General features: G+C 74.0%; 19 protein-coding genes. 9 read left to right on the forward strand and 10 right to left on the reverse strand.

What is annotated here, in order from left to right; translation table 11 throughout:
• Nucleotides 1-107: 107 nt before the first annotated feature.
• The 3 genes from A8713_RS34440 to A8713_RS26650 form a co-directional block, all read right to left on the reverse strand.
• Nucleotides 108-248 carry a hypothetical protein gene (locus A8713_RS34440; RefSeq protein ID WP_237305456.1) on the reverse strand — a complete coding sequence of 47 codons (141 nt, stop codon included), beginning with the start codon at nt 246-248 and terminating at the stop codon, nt 108-110.
• 211 nt (nt 249-459) lie between these two features.
• Entirely contained in the window at nt 460-1,323 is an 864-nt protein-coding gene (locus A8713_RS26645) for a helix-turn-helix domain-containing protein (protein WP_064536130.1), read from the reverse strand.
• A gap of 52 nt (nt 1,324-1,375) precedes the next feature.
• A complete protein-coding gene (locus A8713_RS26650; RefSeq protein ID WP_064536132.1) occupies nt 1,376-2,215 on the reverse strand; it encodes a helix-turn-helix domain-containing protein in 840 nt (279 codons plus the stop codon).
• 40 nt (nt 2,216-2,255) lie between these two features.
• On the opposite strand from A8713_RS26650, the gene A8713_RS26655 reads away from it, so the two are divergent.
• The 6 genes from A8713_RS26655 (at nt 2,256) to A8713_RS26675 (ending at nt 8,191) form a co-directional block, all read left to right on the forward strand.
• Nucleotides 2,256-3,365, forward strand: a complete 1,110-nt coding sequence (locus A8713_RS26655; RefSeq protein ID WP_064536134.1) for an ADP-ribosylglycohydrolase family protein — start codon at nt 2,256-2,258, stop codon at nt 3,363-3,365.
• A 154-nt stretch (nt 3,366-3,519) separates the two neighbouring features.
• Nucleotides 3,520-3,825, forward strand: a complete 306-nt coding sequence (locus tag A8713_RS26660) for a 4a-hydroxytetrahydrobiopterin dehydratase (RefSeq protein WP_064536136.1) — start codon at nt 3,520-3,522, stop codon at nt 3,823-3,825.
• 27 nt (nt 3,826-3,852) lie between these two features.
• Nucleotides 3,853-4,602, forward strand: coding sequence for a class I SAM-dependent methyltransferase (locus A8713_RS26665; protein WP_064536138.1), 750 nt, complete (start codon nt 3,853-3,855; stop codon nt 4,600-4,602).
• A 427-nt stretch (nt 4,603-5,029) separates the two neighbouring features.
• On the forward strand, nt 5,030-5,161 hold the full coding sequence (locus tag A8713_RS34665) for a hypothetical protein (RefSeq protein WP_257784419.1): 132 nt from the start codon (nt 5,030-5,032) through the stop codon (nt 5,159-5,161).
• A 135-nt stretch (nt 5,162-5,296) separates the two neighbouring features.
• On the forward strand, nt 5,297-7,051 hold the full coding sequence (locus tag A8713_RS26670; protein ID WP_064536140.1) for a glycoside hydrolase family 6 protein: 1,755 nt from the start codon (nt 5,297-5,299) through the stop codon (nt 7,049-7,051).
• Nucleotides 7,052-7,246: 195 nt separating this feature from the next.
• The gene (locus A8713_RS26675) at nt 7,247-8,191 is read left to right on the forward strand and encodes a class I SAM-dependent methyltransferase (protein WP_064536142.1); all 945 of its coding nucleotides are present in this window, start codon (nt 7,247-7,249) and stop codon (nt 8,189-8,191) included.
• A gap of 112 nt (nt 8,192-8,303) precedes the next feature.
• Here the strand turns inward: A8713_RS26675 and A8713_RS26680 are convergent, their stop codons facing one another.
• The 4 genes from A8713_RS26680 to A8713_RS26695 all read right to left on the reverse strand — a co-directional run bounded on the left by A8713_RS26680 (nt 8,304) and on the right by A8713_RS26695 (nt 13,903).
• Nucleotides 8,304-8,999 carry a glycoside hydrolase family 75 protein gene (locus tag A8713_RS26680; RefSeq protein ID WP_064536144.1) on the reverse strand — a complete coding sequence of 232 codons (696 nt, stop codon included), beginning with the start codon at nt 8,997-8,999 and terminating at the stop codon, nt 8,304-8,306.
• Between the two features lie 193 nt (nt 9,000-9,192).
• Nucleotides 9,193-10,029: an aldo/keto reductase gene (locus A8713_RS26685; protein WP_064536146.1), complete on the reverse strand. Its 837-nt coding sequence runs from the start codon at nt 10,027-10,029 to the stop codon at nt 9,193-9,195.
• A 136-nt stretch (nt 10,030-10,165) separates the two neighbouring features.
• A complete protein-coding gene (locus A8713_RS26690; protein WP_064536148.1) occupies nt 10,166-11,992 on the reverse strand; it encodes an AMP-dependent synthetase/ligase in 1,827 nt (608 codons plus the stop codon).
• Nucleotides 11,993-12,391: 399 nt separating this feature from the next.
• On the reverse strand, nt 12,392-13,903 hold the full coding sequence (locus A8713_RS26695; protein WP_064536150.1) for an MFS transporter: 1,512 nt from the start codon (nt 13,901-13,903) through the stop codon (nt 12,392-12,394).
• A gap of 158 nt (nt 13,904-14,061) precedes the next feature.
• Between A8713_RS26695 and A8713_RS26700 the strand changes: the two genes are divergently transcribed.
• On the forward strand, nt 14,062-15,072 hold the full coding sequence (locus A8713_RS26700; RefSeq protein WP_237305457.1) for an Lrp/AsnC family transcriptional regulator: 1,011 nt from the start codon (nt 14,062-14,064) through the stop codon (nt 15,070-15,072).
• Between the two features lie 43 nt (nt 15,073-15,115).
• Here A8713_RS26700 and A8713_RS26705 read toward each other — a convergent pair whose 3' ends face one another.
• Nucleotides 15,116-15,979 carry a LysR substrate-binding domain-containing protein gene (locus A8713_RS26705; RefSeq protein ID WP_064536152.1) on the reverse strand — a complete coding sequence of 288 codons (864 nt, stop codon included), beginning with the start codon at nt 15,977-15,979 and terminating at the stop codon, nt 15,116-15,118.
• Nucleotides 15,980-16,248: 269 nt separating this feature from the next.
• Between A8713_RS26705 and A8713_RS26710 the strand changes: the two genes are divergently transcribed.
• Nucleotides 16,249-17,328, forward strand: a complete 1,080-nt coding sequence (locus tag A8713_RS26710) for a bile acid:sodium symporter family protein (protein ID WP_064536154.1) — start codon at nt 16,249-16,251, stop codon at nt 17,326-17,328.
• Nucleotides 17,329-17,410: 82 nt separating this feature from the next.
• Here A8713_RS26710 and A8713_RS26715 read toward each other — a convergent pair whose 3' ends face one another.
• Nucleotides 17,411-18,328 (reverse strand): quinone oxidoreductase family protein, encoded by a 918-nt coding sequence (locus A8713_RS26715; RefSeq protein ID WP_064536156.1) that lies wholly within the window; start codon nt 18,326-18,328, stop codon nt 17,411-17,413.
• Nucleotides 18,329-18,446: 118 nt separating this feature from the next.
• Here A8713_RS26715 and A8713_RS26720 point away from each other — a divergent pair, with 118 nt between their 5' ends.
• Nucleotides 18,447-18,890 carry a MarR family winged helix-turn-helix transcriptional regulator gene (locus tag A8713_RS26720; protein WP_064536159.1) on the forward strand — a complete coding sequence of 148 codons (444 nt, stop codon included), beginning with the start codon at nt 18,447-18,449 and terminating at the stop codon, nt 18,888-18,890.
• Nucleotides 18,891-18,986: 96 nt separating this feature from the next.
• Here the strand turns inward: A8713_RS26720 and fdhD are convergent, their stop codons facing one another.
• Complete coding sequence (gene fdhD, locus A8713_RS26725; RefSeq protein WP_064536161.1) at nt 18,987-19,835, reverse strand: formate dehydrogenase accessory sulfurtransferase FdhD; 849 nt, start codon at nt 19,833-19,835, stop codon at nt 18,987-18,989.
• Nucleotides 19,836-20,016: the final 181 nt, after the last annotated feature.

The raw sequence follows: 20,016 nt of genomic DNA on the forward strand, positions 1-20,016 counted from the left end.
CCCGCCTACACCGGCAGATGCCCCCCGCCCGCGCGGCCACGTCCGCCGACTCCGGCCGCCCCCCTTGGGAGGGAACAGCTCGGGGGCCCGGCCCGCCGCCTCCGGGTTCAGGTCCGGTGTCGTGTCCCCTGCGACAGCGGCAGATGACTGCCCGGGGCCAGGGCGTCGACGTAACGCCGCACCCAGACCGTGCGCGTCGTCCACTGCCGCGTCCCCGCCTCGGCGGCCACCCGGGTCGCCCGTTGCATGGACCGCCAGGTCGACCCGCGCCCCGCGCCCCGCGCACGCGGTGCCGCCGACGGCCGGGACCCGGCGGCCCGGTTCCTCGTCCACCGGGTGGTCGCCCTCGCCGCCCGGCCACCGGCCGTAGACCCGCACCGGGTGCGGACGGCCGGTGCCGAGGCGCGCGGGCGTCCGGTCCGGCCGGACCCGTCGTACGGCTCCTCGGTCGTCCCCCGGTCAGTACCTCTCGCGGCACTCCCGCAGCAGCTTGCGGGTGCGCTCGGCGGTCGCCGCGCGGGCCGTCATGTGGTCGAGGACCTCCAGATGCGCGGAGACCTCCTTGCGCGAGTCCAGATACAGCGCGCCGGTCAGATACTCGGTGTAGACCAGGTCGGGCAGCTCCGGCTCGGCGAAGCGGAACAGCGAGAACGGCGCGTACGTCCCCGGATGCGGGCCGTCCGCGAACTCCGCGACCTGCACCGTCACCCGGTCCCGCTCGGTGTACTCCAGCAGCTTGTCCAGTTGCTCGCGCATCACCGCGCTGCGGATGCTCACCGGCCGCAGCAGCACCGTCTCCTCGACGATCACCCACAGGTGCGGCGCGTCCGGGCGCTCCAGCAGCTCCTGGCGGGCCATGCGCAGCGACACATGCCGCTCGATGGCCTCCGGGCCCGTCTGCCCCACCGTCCCGGCCTCCAGCACGGCGCGCGCGTACTCCTCGGTCTGGAGCAGTCCGGGCACGAAGTGCGGCTCGTAGGAGCGGATCAGCCGGGCCGCTCCCTCCAGGCTCACGTACAGGCTGAACCACTCCGGCAGCACGTCGTGGAACCGCTGCCACCAGCCCGGCTCGTTGGCCTCCTCGGCCAGCCGCACGAAGGTGGCCGCCTCCGCCTCGCCCACCCCGTACGTCGCCAGCAGCATCTGCACGTAGGGGATCTTCAGGGAGACCTCGGCCAGCTCCATGCGCCGCACCGTCGCCGCGGTCACCCGCAGCACCTGCGCGGCCTCCTCGCGGGTGCGGCCGGCCGCCTCCCGCAGCTCCTGGAGCCTTCTGCCGAGCACCACCTGGCCCACGGTGGGCGCGGGCCGCCGCTCACTCACGCCACGCCTCCCGACATGCGCCGACAACCGCGCAGCAGTCTGTCACACCACCTCAGGCCGACAGCGAACGAAGGTACTTCACCGTCGCCGGGTCGGCGGGCAGGAACGTCTCGATCGCCAGCTCCGCCACCGTCACGTCCATGGGCGTGTTGAACGTGGAGATCGACGACACGAACGACAGCACCCGGCCCTCGTGCTCGATCCGCATCGGCAGCGCGAAGTACGGCACGTCACCGGCCGGTTCCTCCGGGACGCCGCCCGGTTCCGGTTCCGGCACCGGGTACGCCGCCACCTCCTCGTACAGCGCGCGCAGCGCGTCCGAGCGGTCCAGCGCGATCTGTCGCTCCATCTGCGCCAGCAGATGCCCCCGCCACTCGCGCAGATTGCGGATGCGCGGCGCCAGACCCTCCGGGTGCAGCGTCAGCCGCATCGCGTTCAGCGGCGGCGCGAGCAGCCGCTCCGGGACGCCCTCCAGCAGCATCGCCACCCCGCGGTTCGCCGTCACCACGTCGTACACCGCGTCCACCACCAGCGCCGGATACGGCTCGTACCCCTGGATCAGCCGCTCCAGCCCCTCCCGCAGCGTGCCCAGCGCCGGATCGTCCAGCGGGGTCTCCGGATAGCGCGGGGCGTAACCGGCCGCCAGCAGCAGCGCGTTGCGCTCGCGCACCGGCACCTCCAGATGCTCCGCCAGCCGCAGCACCATCTCCTCGCTCGGCCGGGAGCGGCCCGTCTCGACGAAACTGATATGCCGGGCCGAGGAGTCGGCGCGCAGCGCCAGCTCCAGCTGGCTGATCCGCCGCCGCTCCCGCCAGGCCCGCAGCAGCGGCCCCGCACCGCGGCCCGAGGGGGCGGTGGGAACCCGGACGTCACCGGTCGCGAGAATGGTCATACGTACGACCGTAGTCGAAGCGCTGTCGAGGAGTGACCGCATGAACGAGCTGGGGAAGCCGTCCGGGGAAGCGGTGGCCATGTACCGGGCGAGGGTCCGCGGCTGCCTGCTGGGCGGCGCCGTCGGTGACGCCCTCGGCTACCCGATCGAGTTCAGCACCCTGGAGCGGATCCGGGCCACCCACGGCCCGCGCGGCCTCACCGGCCTGGTCACCGCGCCCGCCGGGGCCGGTGCCGTCGGCCTGGTCAGCGACGACACCCAGATGACCCTGTTCACCGTCGAGGGCCTGCGCCAGGCACACCAGCAGGGCCACGGCCCGCGCCTGGGCAGCGCCGGTTTCCGGCTGGTGCGCTGGGCCTACGAACGCTGGCTGGAGACCCAGCGCCGCACCGGACCGCACGAGAGCGAACTCGCCCAGCCCTCCGGCGGCTCCTACGCGGGCCCGCGCGGCGGACTGGTCACCGAAGGGTGGCTGTACTCCCGGCGCGCGCCCGGCAACGCCTGCCTGTCCGGCCTCGCCCTGGACCTCGTGCCCGACCCGGCCGCCCCGTTCGGTCCGCCCGGACCCGTCAACTCCGACTCCAAGGGCTGCGGCGCCGTGATGCGCTCGGCGCCCTTCGGGCTCACCGGCGCCACCGCCGAGCAGGCCTTCGACAGCGCCGCCCGCTGCGCCCAGACGACCCACGGCCACCCCACCGGCTACTACGCGGCCGGCGCCCTCGCCGCGATCGTCGCGCACCTGGTGGACGGGGAGTCCGTGGAGGGCGCCGTGCTGCGCGCGCTGCGCCTGCTCGGCCGCCACCCCGGCCACGAGGAGACCACCGCCGCCCTCACCCAGGCCCTCGACCTGGCCGCCGAGGGCACCCCGAGCGCGGAACAGGTGGAGCGGCTCGGCGCCGGCTGGATCGCCGAGGAGGCCCTGGCCATCGGCGTCTACGCGGCCCTCGCCGCCCCCGGGACCGAGGAGGCGCTGCTGCTGGCCGTCAACCACTCGGGCGACAGCGACTCCACCGGGTCGGTCTGCGGGAACATCCTCGGCGCCCGGCACGGCGACCACGCCCTGCCGCACGCCTGGGTGGAGCGCGTGGAGGGCCGGGCCCGGATCGCCGTCCTGGCCGACGACCTCGCGGCCGCGTGCCTGCCCGGCTGACGCCCGCCGTATCCGCCGTACCCGCCGTACCCGCCGGGCCGGTTCCCGGCGGCCTTCCTGTGGGAGGCTGAACGGGGCAGGCCGCACCGGCACGCCCCGAGATTGCCGCCGCGGGTGCGCGCCGCCCCGCGGCGCCCAGGAAGGGAGCCGGCCCATGGCCGTCGCACCGCTGCCGCACCAGGAGATCGAGGACCGGCTGGCCGAGCTGCCCGGCTGGTCCCTCGACGGGGACCGCCTCACCCGCACCTACCGGCTCGGCTCGCACATCGCGGCGGCCGCGCTCGTGGTGCACATCGCCCAGGTGCAGGACGAACTCGACCACCACTCCGACCTCACCCTCGGTTACCACACCGTCCAGCTGAGCGTGAACACGCACAGCGCGGGCGGCGCCGTCACCGAACTGGACCTCCGGCTCGCCCGCCGCGTCCAGGACCTCGCACCGGCCCACGGAGCGAGCTGAACCACGCCAGGACCAGGGGGGAACCGCGTGCTGGACTACGACGAGGAAGCCGAACGCTACGACGCGGCGCGCGGCGGCGAGCCCCGGGCGGCCGCCGCGGCCGACGCCGTCCTGAGCCTGCTGGACCCGGGCGGCACGGACCTGCTGGACGCCGGCTGCGGCACCGGCATCGTCACCCGCCGCCTCGCCGCCGCCCGCCCCTGGAGACGGGTGACCGGCGTGGACCTGGCGCCCGAGATGACCCGCCGGGCCGCGGCGCGGCTGCCCGGCGCCGTCGTCCGCGCCGACCTGCGGCACCTGCCCTTCCCGGACGGCGCCTTCGACGCGGTCGTCAGCGTCTGGCTCCTGCACCTCGCCCCGAGCGACGCCGACGCCCGCGCCATGGTCGCCGAGTGCGCCCGGGTGCTGCGCCCCGGCGGGGTGTACGTCACCACGGTCGACAAGGCCGCCGCGCACAACGTGGGCAGCGACATCGACGCCGCCCTCGCCTCCCGGCCGCCCAGCCCCGCCCGCGACGAGGCCCGGCTGGTCGCCGGGCACGCCGCGGCGCACGGCCTGGTCCCGGCCGGACAGGCCCGCTTCCCCGGCCTCGGCCAGGGCCGCAGCCCGCGCGGCACCGTCGCCGACCTGCGGCGCGGCTGGTTCGTCACGCTGCCGCCGGGCGACCCGCTCGCCGACGGCTTCGCCGCCCGGCTGGCGGCCCTTCCCGACCAGGACCGGCCGCGGCCTGACCCGGTCTTCAGCCTGCGGGCGTTCCGCAGGCCGGCCGCCGGCTGAGCGTCCGGCCCGCGTTGTGCCCGCGCGCCCGGCGTGCGGGCACAACGCGGGCCGGTGCTCGGCGTCCTGCTATGTCAGGGAGGCATGGGCGGGGGATCCTCTCCGTGCGGCTCGGACAACGGGGGAGGAACGACAGACCTTGACCAGTGGGAGCGCTCCCATAGTGCGGATGTGTCAGGGCACGGTCAAGAGCTGGACGAGGCGAAAACATGCGAGCCCCGGCTGACAGGCCGTGACGTCGGGAAATCGGCGCAGGACCGGCGGGGCGCCGACGGAACGCCGACGGAACGCTGACGAAAAGGCAACGGAAAGTCACCGGCCCCCTGTTCTCCGGCGGGACTTGGCGCTACCTTCACTCGCACCAGTGGGAGCGGTTCCATCAGTCGGTGCGTCCCTCGCGACGCGCCCGGTCTGCAAGGAGTCGCTCATGCGCCACCCCCGCTCTTCCCGCTCCTCGCCGCCGCCCGCCCGCACGGGCCGGTGCGACGACGGCGCCTTCCCGGACCCCGGCCGCCCGGCCGCCGGACCGCGCGGTCACCTGCGCGCCCGCACCCCCTGACACACCTCTCCCGGCCGGCACGCCCCTTCCGTACGCCGGGCGCGCCGGACGCCCGTGCGCCGGTCGCGCGGATCCCCGCGGCACCGGCACGTCAGCAGGTCCCAGGTCCCATCCCACAGGAGGAGTCCCCCACCCATGAGCCGCAGCAGAACAGCGATGCTCGCCGCCCTGACCCTGGTCGCCGGGGGCACGGGGCTGGCGCTCACCGCCGTACCCGCGGGCGCGAGCGCCGCCGCCGCGCCCTGCACCGTCGACTACCAGGTGCAGAACCAGTGGAACACCGGCTTCACGGCCGCCGTCACCGTCACCAACCACGGCGCCGCCAAGTCGGCCTGGACCCTGAAGTGGTCCTACGCCGGGGACCAGAAGGTCACCAGCGGCTGGAACGCGCGGATCACCCAGAGCGGTACCGCCGTCACCGCCGCCAACGAGAGCTACAACGGCACCCTCGCCACCGGCGCCGGCGCCACCTTCGGCTTCCAGGGCACCTACAGCGGCACCAACGCCGTCCCGGCCGCCTTCACCCTCGACGGAGCGGCCTGCGACATCGTCGGCGGCGGCACCACGGACCCGGGCGGCGGCACCACCGACCCCGGCGGCGGCACGACCGACCCCGGCGGCGGCACCGACCCGAGCGGACGCGTGGCCAACCCGTACGAGGGCGCCAAGGTCTATGTGAACCCCGAGTGGTCCGCGAAGGCCGCAGCCGAACCGGGCGGCAGCCGTGTCGCCGGCCAGCCCACCGCCGTCTGGCTCGACCGGATCGCCGCCATCGGGGGCGTCGACGGCGGCATGGGCCTGCGCGACCACCTCGACGAGGCGCTGAAGCAGAAGGGATCGGGCGAACTCGTCGTCCAGCTGGTCGTCTACGACCTGCCGGGACGCGACTGCGCGGCCCTCGCCTCCAACGGCGAACTCGGCCCCGCCGACCTCGGCAGGTACGAGACCGAGTACATCGACCCGATCGCGGCGATCCTGGCCGACCCCGAGTACGCCGGGCTGCGCATCGCCACCGTGATCGAACCCGACTCGCTGCCCAACCTGGTCACCAACGCCGGCGGCACCGACACGACCACCGACGCCTGCGTGACCATGAAGGCCAACGGCAACTACGAGAAGGGCGTCGGCTACGCCCTGAGCAGGCTCGGCGCCGTCCCCAACGTCTACAACTACATCGACGCCGCCCACCACGGCTGGCTGGGCTGGGACTCCAATCTCGGCCCGTCCGTGCAGGAGTTCCGTGCCGCCGCGACCAGCAACGGCGCGAGCGTGGGCGACGTGGCCGGCTTCATCGTCAACACGGCCAACTACAGCCCCACGACCGAGCCGTACCTCAAGATCACCGACAGCGTGAACGGACAGACCGTGCGCCAGTCCAAGTGGGTGGACTGGAACCAGTACGTGGACGAGCAGTCCTACGCCCAGGCGCTGCGGAGCCAGTTGGTGGCGGCCGGGTTCGACTCCGGCATCGGCATGTTGATCGACACCTCCCGCAACGGCTGGGGCGGCTCCGCGCGTCCGGCCGGGGCCGGGCCGCTGACCTCGGTGGACGCCTATGTCGACGGGGGCCGTGTCGACCGCCGTGTCCACGCGGGCAACTGGTGCAACCAGAGCGGCGCGGGGCTCGGCGAACGGCCGGTGGCGGCACCGGCCGCCGGGATCGACGCCTATGTGTGGGTGAAGCCGCCGGGAGAGTCGGACGGGTCCAGCTCCGCCGTCTCCAACGACGAGGGCAAGGGCTTCGACCGGATGTGCGACCCGACGTACGGGGGCAACGCGCGCAACGGCAACAACCCCTCGGGTGCGCTGGCCGACGCGCCGGTGGCCGGGCACTGGTTCTCCGCCCAGTTCCGGCAGCTGATGCAGAACGCGTACCCGCCGCTGCCCTGACCGGCAGAGCGCGGATGATCCGCCGGGGCCGGTCCGGACCGGCCCCGGCGAATCGTAGGGCCGTGCCACCGGCCCCCTCTGTTCGTTGCCAGGAGCGGAAATCCGCGCCTGTTTTTTGCGGTCCCGGCAAGGGAACTGGCCCCGGCGCGGTGCGGCGGCGCACGCTGGCCGCACCGAGACGAGAGGCAGACCACCATGGCGCAGGAGCACGCGGGCCACCCCGGTCCGCACCACCACGGCCACCACGGCCACCAGGATGACGCCCAGGGGGGCCGCCCCGGTCACCACCACGATCACGGCGACCTCGACTGGGCCGTGCTGGCGCCGCTGCTGGAGTCCCAGGCGGAGCTGTTCGCCCCGATGTACCGGGAGGCGATGGCCTGGCTGGGCGAGCTGGCGCCCGAGCCCGGTCTGATCGTGGACGCGGGAAGCGGTCCCGGCGTGGTGTCCTGTCTGTTCGCCGAGGCGTTCCCGGGCGCCCGGGTGGCGGCGGTGGACGGCTCGGCCCCGCTGCTGGAGCTGGCCCGCGCCCGCGCCGGCCGGCTGGGCCTGGCCGACCGCCTCACCACGGTGACCGGTGAACTGCCCGGGGCGCTGGACGAGGTGGGCTACCCGGCCGACCTCCTGTGGGCCAGCAACAGCCTGCACCACCTGGGCGACCAGCGGGCCGCGCTGGCCGCGTTCGCCGAGCGGCTGGCTCCCGGCGGCACGCTCGCCCTGCTGGAGGGCGGTCTGCCGGCCCGCTTCCTGCCCCGCGACATCGGCTTCGGCCGCCCCGGGCTCCAGGCCCGGCTGGACGCCGTCGAGGCCGAGTGGTTCACCCGGATGCGGGAGGGGCTGCCGGGCTCGGTCGCCGAGACCGAGGACTGGCCGGAGCTGCTGGCCTCGGCAGGGCTGAAGCCCACCGGCACCCGCACCTTCCTGCTGGACCTGCCGGCCCCGGTCTCCGGGCCGGCCCGCGCCTATGTGGCCGCGACCCTGGCCCGGATGCGGGAGGGCACGGCCGAGGAACTCGCCGCCGACGACCTGGCCGCCCTCGACCGGCTGCTGGACCCGGAGGACGAGGCGAGCGTGCACCGCAGGAAGGACGTCTTCGTACTGAAGGCGCACACCGTGCACACGGCCGTCCGCACCGCCTGACGCCCACGGCCCGACGCCCACGGCCCGACGCACATGGCCTGAAGCGCACGGCACCGCGGACGGGGGCGGGCGGGCCCGGTGCCGTGCACCGGACCCGCCCGCCCCCGTCCGCTCAGTTGGCCGCGATGAACTGCTTGGCGAGCTGGTCGCCGAGGGTGACGGCCGCGCTATGGCTCTCGATGGGCGACGCCTTGGAGTTCTTGAACAGGATGTACGTCACGCCGGAGTCGGCACCGCCGGTCTCCGGGTCGGGGTCGATACCGAGGGCCTTGGCGGTGGCGTACGACGCCTCGCCGATGATCTTGTTCGGTCCGGTGTCGCCGACGACGGCGTACTCGACCTTGTTGTTGTAGATGACGGCGACCACGCCGCCGCCCTTGATGCCGGAGTCGGCGTAGTTCCAGATGCTGCTGGAGCTGGGCACCACGACGTACGGCAGCGACTCCGCCTTGAGCGGCTTGCCGTCGGACTGGTGGAACCGCGTGTCGTCCTGGTACCAGGGGTCGCGGTCCTCGTTGCAGTTGGTGGTGCGCTGCCCGTCGCAGTCGATGTCCATGTCGGCCTTCCAGAACACCGCGCCGTTCTTGCCGCACACGGGGACGGTGGCCGAGGTCTCGTCGTCGGTCTTGTACTTGCCGTTGGAGATCTGCGAACAGGACTTCACCTTGGCGAGCAGGTCGGCCGCGCTGACCGAGCCCTCCTGGGCGGAGCGGGGCGCGGTGGCGCCGGAGGCGTTGGCGGGGAGCACTCCGGCGGCGAGCAGGGCGGCTCCGGAGGCGGCGGCGAGGGCCAGAGTTCGTACGCGCACGGTGGGGGGAACCCTTCTGTTAGGAAACTTTCCTGACCGGGTGTGATACAAGGTGGCCCCTTGGCCATGTGCGCGTCAAGGGTGGCGTACGGGGATGTTCGGACCGCGGGGACGGGAAGTGCCCCGCCGCCACCGCCGTGCGGCGGTGGTGCCGGGGCACTCGGGAGGAACGGGCCGGGGCCGGCCCGCCGGGTCAGACGACCTCGAACTCCGCCGGATGCGGACCGAGCCGCCGGTCCTCGTTCAGGGCGCTGATCGCCGCGAGGTCCTCGTCGTCCAGGCTGAAGTCGAACACCTCGATGTTCTCCTTGATCCGGGACGGCGTCACCGACTTCGGGATCACGATGTTGCCGAGCTGGAGGTGCCAGCGCAGCACCACCTGGGCCGGGGTGCGGCCGTGCTTGCGCGCGATCGCCACGATCGCCGGGACCTCCAGCAGGCCCTTGCCCGAGCCCAGCGGCGACCACGCCTCGGTCGCGATGCCCTGCTCCGCGTGGTACTCGCGGGCGGCGCGCTGCTGGAGGTGCGGGTGCAGCTCGATCTGGTTGACCGCCGGGATCACCGAGGTCTCGGCGATCAGCTCCCGCAGGTGCTCCGGCAGGAAGTTGGAGGTGCCGATCGCCCGGACCCGGCCGTCGGCGAGCAGCTTCTCGAACGCCTTGTACGTGTCCACATAGGTGCCCTTGGACGGCATCGGCCAGTGGATCAGGTACAGGTCCACGTACTCCAGGCCGAGCTTGGCCAGGGACGTGTCGAAGGCGCGCAGGGTGCTGTCGTACCCCTGGTCGCCGTTCCAGAGTTTCGTGGTGACGAAGAGGTCCTCGCGCGGCAGGCCGGAGGCGGCGACGGCCCGGCCGGTGCCCTCTTCGTTGCCGTAGATCGCCGCGGTGTCGATGCTGCGGTACCCGGCCTCCAGAGCGGTGGTGACCGCGCGCTCTGCCTCGTCGTCCGGCACCTGCCAGACGCCGAAGCCCAGCTGGGGCATCTCGACGCCGTTGTTGAGGATGATCGGGGGGACCTGGCTGCTCACGAGGTGTGGATCCTTCGGTCGACGTGAAGTGGTACTCCTATCGTCAACGATCACGAGCCGTGCCGCATTCCTGACCGTGCGATCCGGCCGGAATCACCACCGCGCGAGCCCGCGCGAGCTCACCCGCACCCGGGGCTCACCCCCGGTACAGCGCCTCCACCTCGGCCGCGTACGCGTCCTCGATCGCCCGGCGCTTCAGCTTCAGGGACGGCGTCAGCAGACCGTGCTCCTCGGTGAAGGGCTGGGCGAGGATGCGGAAGGTGCGGATGGACTCGGTCTGGGACACCAGGGTGTTCGCGGCGACCACCGCGCGCCGCACCTCGGTCTCCAGGTCCGCGTCGTGCACCAGCTCGGCGGGGCTGCGCCGCGGCTTGTCGCGCATCCGGAGCCAGTGCTCGACTGCCTCGTGGTCCAGGGTGACCAGGGCGGCGATGTACGGGCGGTCGTTGCCGACGACGATGCACTGCGCGACCAGTGGATGGTCGCGCACCCGCTCCTCCAGCACACCCGGCGCCACGCTCTTGCCGCCGGAGGTCACCAGGATCTCCTTCTTGCGGCCGGTGATGGTGAGATAGCCGTCGTCGTCGAGGACGCCGAGGTCACCGGTGGCCAGCCAGCCGTCGTGCAGCGCCTCGTCGGTGGCCTTGGGGTCGTTCAGATAGCCCCGGAAGACATTGCCGCCGCGCAGCCAGACCTCGCCGTCGTCGGCGAGGTGCACGGTGGCCCCCGGGATCGGCTGCCCGACCGTGCCGTAGCGGGTGCGGTCGGGTGGGTTCGCGGTGGCCGCCGCCGTCGTCTCGGTCAGCCCGTAGCCCTCGTAGATCTGCACCCCGGCGCCCGCGAAGAACAGACCGAGCCGCCGGTCCATGCCCGAGCCGCCGGACATCGCGTTGCGGATCCGGCCGCCCATCGCGGCGCGCACCTTGGCGTACACGAGCTTGTCGAAGAGCTGGTGCTGCACGCGCAGCGCGGCCGACGGGCCCGGCCCGAAGCCCCACGCCTTCGCCTCCACCGCGTCCGCGTACTTCACGGCCACGTCCACGGCCTTCTCGAAGGCCCCCTCCCGGCCCTCCCTCTCCGCCTTGCGCCGGGCCGCGTTGAACACCTTCTCGAAGATGTACGGCACCGCCAGGACGAACGTCGGCCGGAACGCCTGGAGGTCCGGCAGCAGCGCTGCGGCGTGCAGGTGCGGCTGATGGCCGAAACGCACCCGGCCGCGGACCGCGGCCACCTCCACCATCCGGCCGAAGACGTGCGCGAGCGGCAGGAACAGCAGCGTCGACGCCTCGTCGCCGCGGCGCGAGTGGAACACCGGCTCCCAGCGGTCGAGGACCGTGTCCGCCTCGGTCATGAAGTTGCCGTGGGTGAGGACGCAGCCCTTGGGGCGGCCGGTGGTGCCGGAGGTGTAGATGACCGTGGCGACCGACTCCGGCGTCACCGCCCCGCGATGCCGGTGCACCACCTCGTCGTCCAGGTGCGCGCCCGCCTCGTTCAGCTCCCGCACCGCGCCCGCGTCGAGCTGCCACAGCCGGCCGAGGCGGGGCAGTCGGTCGATGACGGTGGCGATCGTCATGGCGTGGTCCTCGTGCTCCACGATCGCCGCCGACACCTCCGCGTCGTACAGCATCCAGAAGCACTGCTCGGCCGAGGAGGTGGGGTACACCGGCACCACCTGGGCGCCGATGGTCCACAGCGCGAAGTCGAACAGCGTCCACTCGTAGCGGGTGCGCGACATGATCGCGACCCGGTCGCCGAAGCGCACGCCCTGGGCGAGCAGCCCCTTGGCGAGGGCCAGCACCTCGTCGCGGAAGCCGGCGGAGGTCACCTCGCGCCAGCCGCCCGAGGCGTCCTTGCGGCCGAGCGCGATGTGCGACGGGTCGTCCTCGGCATGCTGGAACACGACGTCGGCCAGGCCGCCCACCGGCGGTGCCGACGCCGACGGAGGGCTGGTGAACTCGCGCAAACCCCGCTCCCGCTCCCGTTCCCGCTCCGGTCCGACTCCCGGACGCCCGTGACGCTCCGCACAGCGCCGTGAAAGCTACCCCACGGAAACCGGGACCCCGGGGCGGACCGGAAGCGGACGGTGGTGGCGTCCGCCCAGGTCAGCGGCGGAAAAAGCGCTCACATGGGGCAGGGCCGGACAGAAGATCCCACGGTTCAGTGAGTTTCGGTGCCGGTATCTCCACCGAATCTGTACGACCCCCTGACCCTCCCGTGGCCGGATCGGCACCTCCGGCGGACGGTGTACGGGTGTAAAGGCGCCCGGATCGACTGGCGCCCGGATCGACTGGCGGACGGGCGGCCGGGCGGCCGGGCGGACGGGCGGGCGTACGCACGGGCGTATTGGCGGACGGACGCCCGGTCACCCGGGGGACACCGTCTCCTTCCCCGGCCGCTTCCCCGGCAGCGGGCGCGCCCCGGACCGGGCCGCCGCGCCCCGGGGGCCGCGCGGCGGCCGGACCAGCACCGCCACCAGCACCGCCGCCGCCAGCCCCGCGCACCCGGCCACCACCAGCGCCGCGTCGAGACCCGAGGCGAAGGCCGCCCGCAGCGTGTGCTCCGGGAACGAGCCGCGCAGCGCCCCGGCGCCGCCGCCCGCCAGTGTGTGCGCCGCCTCGCGCGGCAGCGTGTCCCGCATCCGCGAGGCCAGTACGGTTCCGGCCACGGCCACCCCGAGCGCGTACCCGAGCTGCCGCACGGTGTTCACCGCGCCGCCCGCCATACCGGCCCGCTCCGGGGGCACCGCGGCCAGCGCCGCACCGGCGACGGTCGGCGAGACGAGCCCGGTGCCCGCACCGACCAGCACGAACCCCGGGATCAGCGCCGTCCACGTCGAGCCCGCGCCCAGCACCGCCTGCGCCAGGCACCCCGCGCCGATCAGCAGCAGCCCGCCGCCGATCGTCCGGCGCGCCGGTGCCCCGTGCAGCAGCCGTCCGGCCGCGATCGCGACCACCATCGCGGCCACCGTCATCGGCAGCAGCGTCAGACCGGCCCGCACCGGGCTCATGCCCAGCAGCGTCTGCATCCACAGCGACAGGTACGGCGTCGTCCCGAACGCCACTCCGTTGAAGACGAACCCGCCCGCCATCACCCCCACGAACGCGGGCACCCGCAGCAGCGACAGATCGAGCAGCGGATGCGCCGCCCGGCGCTCCACCAGCACGAAGCACACCAGCGCCACCACGGCCGGCGCCGAGGCGCCCAGCGTCGCCGCGGAAGCCCAGCCGTCCTCCCCGGCCCGCACCACGGCGTACGTCGCCCCGCCCGCGAAGGCGGCGAAGGACACCGTGCCCAGCCAGTCGATGCGCGCCCCCGCGGGCCCCCTCGACTCCGGGACCATCCGCAGGGTCAGCCAGATCGCCGCGACGCTCACGGGAAGGTTCACGAAGAAGATCCACCGCCAGCCGGGCCCCTCCGTGAGCACCCCGCCCAGCACCGGCCCGACCGCCGCGGCACCGCCGCTCACCGCGCCCCACACACCGAGCGCCGCCGACCGCTGCCGCCCCTGGTAGACCGAGCCGAGCAGCGGCAGCGTCGTCGCGAACATCGCCGCGGCGCCCACCCCCTGCACGGCCCGCGCCGCCACCAGCGTGCCCGGCCCGGACGCGAGGCCGCACAGCAGCGACGCCACCGCGAACAGCACCACTCCGGCCACATGCACCCGCCGCCGCCCGAGCGCGTCGGCCGCCGCCCCCAGCCCCAGCAGCAGCGCGGCCAGCGCCAGCGCGTAGCCGTCCACCACCCATTGCAGATCGCCCAGTGACGCGTCCAGCGCCCGCGCCACGTCCGGCAGCGCGACGACCACGATCGTCACGTCCAGCAACAGCATGAACGTGCCCAGGCACACCGCCGCCAGCGGCCCCCACGTACGCATGTCTCTCCCTCGTTCCTCGTCACCCGGTACTCCGTCACCCGGTACTCCGCGCCGGACCGGGGCCCGCGCGCCTCCCCGTACGATGGGCGGCGCGCGGCGGATCCCGGCGGAGAGCGGCCGGTGAGCGCCGGAACCCGACAGCGGAGAGGACGGTCACAGTGGAATCCTCCGTCGGAGCCATCGCGCCGCCGGTGCTGGACTCGGACCTGTTCGACCGGCTCGACCTGCGGATCCTGTCCGCGTTGGAGGTCAACGGACGGGCCTCCTTCAGCCGGATCGGCGCGGTGCTCGGCGTCTCCGACCAGACCGTGGCCCGCCGCTACCGCAGGCTGAGCGCCGAGGGCGGGCTGCGGGTGGTGGCGGTCCGCGACCCCGAACGGCTCGGGCAGGACCAGTGGATGCTGCGGCTGCGCTGCGTCCCGGACACTGCCCAGACGATCGCCGACGCGCTCGCCAAACGCCCCGACACCAGCTGGATCGGGCTCGCGTCCGGCGGCACCGAGGTGGTCTGCGGGATGCGGCCGCGCAGCGCCGGTGACCGCGACGACCTGCTCCTCGGCAAGCTGCCGCGCACCCCCAGCATCGTGGAGATCCGCGCCCACCAGCTGCTGCACCGCTTCTTCGGCGGCCCGGACGGCTGGCTGCGCAAGTTCCGCGCGCTCACCGACGCCGAACGCGCTGCCCTGCTGCCCGCCCCGGTCCCCACCGCCGGACCGCCCCGCATCGACCCCGAGGACGAACCGCTGGTCGCCGTCCTGGAGCGCGACGGCCGGGCCGGGCTGCCCGAACTCCAGCGCGCCACCGGCCGCTCCGAGTCCGCCGTCAAGCGCCGGCTGTCCGCGCTCGTCGCCTCCGGCGCCCTCTACATCGACGTCGAGTACCACCCCGAGACCCTCGGCCAGCGCATCGGCGCCGCCCTGTGGATCACCACCGCGCCCGCCGCCCTGCACTCCGTCGGGCAGGCCCTCGCCGCCCACACGGAGATCGCCTATGTCACGGCCACCGCGGGGCAGTCGAACATCATGGCGACCCTGGTGGCGCGGGACACGGCGGGCCTGTACGCCTACCTCAGCGGCCCCCTGGGCGCCCTGCCGGGCGTCCGGCACGTGGAGGCCACGCCGTATCTGCGGCGCGTCAAACAGCTCACGTATCCGCGCCCGGCGCACTGACGGGGTCGGGGGCGGGGAGCGGGCCGGGGCGGGGGAGGGCCGGTCAGCGGTGGTGGAGGCCCTCGCCCCCGGCGAGGACCGCCGCGGCCAGCGCGTCGGCCGCGTGCTGGGCCGAGGGGCGGTGGCGGCCGTGGACCAGGACGAAGTCGACCCCGCCCAGCTCCGGCAGCCCGGCCCGCTCCGGGACCGGCACCAGGCCCGGCGGGACCAGTCCGCGCGCGTGGGCCATCACCCCGAGGCCCGCACGGGCGGCGGCGATCAGCCCGTTGAGGCTTCCGCTGGTGCACACGACGTGCCAGGGGCGGCCCTGCCGCTCCAGCGCCCGGAAGGCGAGCGCCCGGGTGATCCCCGGCGGCGGATAGACGATCAGCGGCACCGGGCGCCCGGGATCCAGGCGCAGCCGCCGCGCGCCGATCCACACCAGCCGGTCGTGCCAGACCGGTTCCCCCCGGGGGTCCTGCGGGCGCCGCTTGGCCAGCACCAGGTCCAGTTTCCCGGCGGCGAGCTGCTCGTGCAGGGTGCCCGACAGCTCCACCGTCAGCTCCAGGTCGACCTCGGGGTGCGCGTGGCGGAAGCCCTCCAGGATCTCCGGCAGCCGGGTCAGCACGAAGTCCTCCGAGGCGCCGAAGCGGAGCCGGCCGCGCACCCGGGTGCCGGTGAAGAACGCCGTGGCCTGCTCGTGCACCTCCAGGATCCGGCGGGCGAACCCGAGCATGGCCTCGCCGTCCTCGGTCAGCTCGACCGAGTGGGTGTCCCGGGTGAACAGCGCCCGTCCGGTGGCGTCCTCCAGCCGCCGCACATGCTGGCTGACGGTCGACTGGCGCAGCCCGAGCCGCCGGGCCGCCCGGGTGAAGCTGAGCGTCTGGGAGACCGCGAGGAACGTACGCAGCTGAGCGGGGTCATACACGGCCCCAGGCTACCCGCGCTCATCGCGGAACGTGATGACAGTCAGAGCGGTATCGCGGTTTCCCGATCGCCGGGGGGAGAGGAGCATGGAGCGGACGAGAGCGCCGACAAGCGCCGCCAAGCGCCGACAAGCACCGACAAGCGCTGCCGAGCACGGACGAGGGCCGGTGAGCGCGGTCGGATGCGGGCGGGTGCGGTCGGGCGCCGAGAAGCCAAGTACCGAGAATCGACGAGTGGAGCACCGTGAAACGCCTGCGCCGGCCCAGTCGGATGCCGATCGACCCGTACATCGTGCTGCTGCTGGCGACGGTGGGTCTGGCCGCGCTGCTGCCGGCCCGCGGGGCCGCCGCGCACGTGGCCTCCGGCGCCTCCACCGCCGCCATCGCCTTTCTCTTCTTCCTGTACGGCGCCCGGCTCTCCACCCGCGAGGCGCTCGACGGACTGAAGCACTGGCGGCTGCACACCACCGTGCTGGCCTGCACCTTCGTCGTGTTCCCGCTGCTCGGTCTGGCCGCGCGCGGACTGGTCCCGGTCCTGCTCGACCAGCCGCTCTACCAGGGCCTGCTCTTCCTCACCCTCGTCCCGTCGACCATCCAGTCGTCGATCGCCTTCACCTCCATCGCCCGCGGCAACGTGCCCGCCGCGATCTGCGCCGGCTCCTTCTCCTCGCTGATCGGGATCGTGCTGACCCCGCTGCTCGCGGCGGTGCTGCTCGGCAACAGCGGGGCCGGCTTCTCGGCGCACTCGCTGGTGACGATCGTGCTGCAACTGCTCGTGCCGTTTGTCGCGGGGCAACTGCTGCGCCGCTGGATCGGGGGCTTCGTGACCCGGCACAAGAAGGTGCTCGGGTTCGTCGACCGCGGCTCGATCCTGCTCGTCGTCTACGCCGCGTTCAGCGAGGGCATGGTGCGCGGCATCTGGCACCAGGTCAGCGCCCTGCGGCTGGGCGGCCTGCTCGTGGTGGAGGCCGCGCTGCTCGCCGCGATGCTCGCCCTGACCTGGTACGGGGCCAGGGCGCTGCGGTTCGGCCGGGGGGACCGGATCGCGATCCAGTTCGCCGGTTCGAAGAAGTCCCTGGCCGCCGGACTGCCCATGGCGAGCGTCCTGTTCGGCGCGCACGCCTCGCTCGCGGTGCTGCCGCTGATGCTCTTCCACCAGATGCAGCTGATGGTGTGCGCGGTGATCGCCAAGCGCAGGGCGCGCGATCCGGAGGCGCGGGAGGGGAGCAGCGGCCCTGAAGCACGGGAGGGGAGCAGCGGCCGGGAGGCATGGGAGGGGAGCAGCGGCCCGGCGGGGGAGCCCGCGGAGCCCTCGGCCCGGGTCGGTACGGCGGCGCCCCGGCCCCGGTGAAGCGCCGGGGCGCTGATCCCTCCGGCCCGCCGGGGCGGCCTCGGGTCCGCCGCGGCAGCCGCTGACCCTCAGGTCCGCCGGGTCAGGGGCGCAGCACCACCTTGCCGAGGTTGCCGCGCGACATGATCGCCTCATGGGCCTTCGCCGCGTCGGGCAGCGCGAACTCGGCGTGCACGGCCGGCCGTATCCGCCCCTCCTCGAACAGCCGCCACAGCTCCTGCCGCCACCGCTCGTACAGCTCGGGCTCGCCCCGGGCGATCCGGGCCATCTGGAAGCCGATCACCGATTTGGCGCCCACGAGCAGGTCGTACGCCTGGACGGTCCCGCCGCCCGAGCTGTAGGCCACCAGCCGTCCGCCCGGGGCGAGCGCGGCGAGCGCCGGGGTGAGCAGGTCGCCGCCCACCGCGTCGAGCGCGTAGTCGACGGGCTCGCCCCAGCTTCCGTCGGCGTAGAGGACCACCTCGTCGGCGCCGAGGGAGCGCACGAAGTCCGCCTTGGCCGGGCCGGAGACGGCACCCACGACCCGGCCCGCGCCCCGCACCCGGGCGAGCTGCACCGCGAGATGTCCGACTCCCCCGGCGGCCGCCGTCACGAGCACCGACTCGCCCGGCTCGGGGCGTGCCGCCGCCAGGGCTCCGAGGGCGACCAGGCCACTGCGGACCAGGGCGACCGCGTCGACGGCCCCGGCGCCCTCGGGCACGGGGGAGGCCATGGCCTCGTGCAGCACCGCGAAGTCGGCGTACCCGTGGCCGAAGCAGAGCCCGGTCACCCGGTCGCCGGGGCGGAAGCGCGTGACGTCCGCGCCGACCGCCGCCACCTCCCCGGCGATCTCCCCGCCCAGCGGGACCGGCTCGGCGGCCTCGGTGACCTTGCGGACGACGGGCAGGGTGACGCCGACTGCTTCGCAGCGCACCAGGACCTCGCCGCGGCCCGGTTCGGGAACAGGGGCTTCCTCCAGGAGCAGGGGGCCACCGGCCGACTCGTAGCGCACGCGTCGCATCGCACCTCCAGGGTGAACAACAGTTCGGGATCCGGGGAAACTCAAATAATCATTGGTAGCCCCAACGGTATCCCGATTTCATGGGGGAGTCCAACGACTTTTCGCTAAGCTGCGTGGCATGACCGAAGCCGAATCCCCCCTCGCCGAGATCCGTTCTCTGCCCAGCTGGCTCCTCGGCCGGGCCGCCGCCCGGGGCAGGGCCCTGGTCGCCGAGGCGCTGGCCGTCGAGGGGCTGAAGATGTGGCACCACGTGGTGCTGTCCGCCGTCCGCGACCTCGCCCCGGTCGCCCAGGCCGACCTCGGCCGCGGTGTGGGGCTCGACCCGAAAGACCTGGTCGGCGTCCTCAACGACCTCCAGGCCGCCGGACTCGTCCTGCGCGAGCCCGACCCCGCCGACCGGCGCAAGAACGCGGTCTCCCTCACCGCCGAGGGCACCCGCCTGCTGTCCCGCTGCGAGCAGGCGGCCCGCGCGGCCAACGACACCCTGCTGGCCCCGCTGTCCCCGGCCGACCGCGAACGGTTCATGGACCTGCTGGTCCGGGTGTCGGGGACGCACGACTGACGGCGGCCGGAGCCGGGAGACGCACGACTGACGGCGGCCGGAGCCAGGCGGCCGCGACGGTCGGAAACCGGGTAAGTCCAGGCGTACGCGGAGGCTCTAGCCCTGGGCCGAGTCGGCGCCCAGGGCGATACGGTCCGCACCCGCGTACACGTTCATGGAACCGCCCCGCAGGAAGCCCACCAGGGTCAGCCCGGTCTCCGCGGCCAGGTCCACGGCGAGCGAGGACGGCGCCGAGACCGCCGCCAGCACCGGGATGCCCGCCATCACGGCCTTCTGCGCCAGCTCGAAGGAGGCCCGGCCGGACACCAGCAGGATCGTCCGGGACAGGGGCAGGGCGCCGTTCTGGAGGGCCCGGCCGACCAGTTTGTCGACCGCGTTGTGCCGGCCCACGTCCTCCCGTATGTCCAGCAGTTCGCCGTCCTCGCTGAACAGGGCCGCCGCGTGCAGTCCGCCGGTCCGGTCGAAGACCCGCTGGGCCGCGCGCAGCCGGTCGGGCAGGCTCGCCAGGAGGCCGGGCGTGAGGCGCACCACGGGCTCGTCGGCGATCGGCCAGCGGGCCGTCGTGCGGACCGCGTCCAGGCTTGCCTTGCCGCACAGCCCGCAGGAGGAGGTGGTGTAGACGTTGCGTTCCAGGGTGATGTCGGGCAGGACCACACCGGGCGCGGTGCGCACGTCCACCACGTTGTACGTGTTGCCTCCGTCCGACGTCGCCCCCGCGCAGTACACGATGTTCCGCAGGTCCGCAGCGGCGGCCAGCACGCCCTCGCTGACCAGGAAGCCCGCGGCCAGCGCGAAGTCGTCGCCGGGGGTGCGCATGGTGATGGCGAGCGGCCGGCCGTCGAGCCGGATCTCCAGGGGCTCCTCGGCCACCAGCGTGTCCGGCCGCGAGGAGACCACGCCGTCCCGGATGCGGATCACCTTGCGTCGTTCCGTGACTCGTCCCATGTCCTGATCAGTCCCGGTTCTGTCCGTGCGGGTGGCCGTACCGGCCCTTGCTGCCCAGCTCGCCGCGGACCACCGGGCCGACGGGCGGCGCGGGCGACCCCGACCGTCTCATTGTCCTGCACGGTCGTGTCTCTTCGTCCTGCACGGCTTGTCCGGCACGGCGGGCACCCGGCCCCGCCCC

It is taken from the genome of Streptomyces sp. SAT1 (genome assembly GCF_001654495.1).
Classification (GTDB): Bacteria; Actinomycetota; Actinomycetes; order Streptomycetales; family Streptomycetaceae; genus Streptomyces; species Streptomyces andamanensis.

Excerpts from the sequence above, each read along its gene's own strand:
- A8713_RS34440 (WP_237305456.1), bottom strand. The coding sequence starts at position 248 with ATGCAACGGGCGACCCGGGTGGCCGCCGAGGCGGGGACGCGGCAGTGG.
- A8713_RS26650 (WP_064536132.1), bottom strand. The coding sequence starts at position 2,215 with ATGACCATTCTCGCGACCGGTGACGTCCGGGTTCCCACCGCCCCCTCG.
- A8713_RS26655 (WP_064536134.1), top strand. The coding sequence starts at position 2,256 with ATGAACGAGCTGGGGAAGCCGTCCGGGGAAGCGGTGGCCATGTACCGG.
- A8713_RS26660 (WP_064536136.1), top strand. The coding sequence starts at position 3,520 with ATGGCCGTCGCACCGCTGCCGCACCAGGAGATCGAGGACCGGCTGGCC.
- A8713_RS34665 (WP_257784419.1), top strand. The coding sequence starts at position 5,030 with ATGCGCCACCCCCGCTCTTCCCGCTCCTCGCCGCCGCCCGCCCGCACG.
- A8713_RS26670 (WP_064536140.1), top strand. The coding sequence starts at position 5,297 with ATGAGCCGCAGCAGAACAGCGATGCTCGCCGCCCTGACCCTGGTCGCC.
- A8713_RS26675 (WP_064536142.1), top strand. The coding sequence starts at position 7,247 with ATGGCGCAGGAGCACGCGGGCCACCCCGGTCCGCACCACCACGGCCAC.
- A8713_RS26695 (WP_064536150.1), bottom strand. The coding sequence starts at position 13,903 with ATGCGTACGTGGGGGCCGCTGGCGGCGGTGTGCCTGGGCACGTTCATG.
- A8713_RS26710 (WP_064536154.1), top strand. The coding sequence starts at position 16,249 with ATGCCGATCGACCCGTACATCGTGCTGCTGCTGGCGACGGTGGGTCTG.
- A8713_RS26715 (WP_064536156.1), bottom strand. The coding sequence starts at position 18,328 with ATGCGACGCGTGCGCTACGAGTCGGCCGGTGGCCCCCTGCTCCTGGAG.
- A8713_RS26720 (WP_064536159.1), top strand. The coding sequence starts at position 18,447 with ATGACCGAAGCCGAATCCCCCCTCGCCGAGATCCGTTCTCTGCCCAGC.
- fdhD (WP_064536161.1), bottom strand. The coding sequence starts at position 19,835 with ATGGGACGAGTCACGGAACGACGCAAGGTGATCCGCATCCGGGACGGC.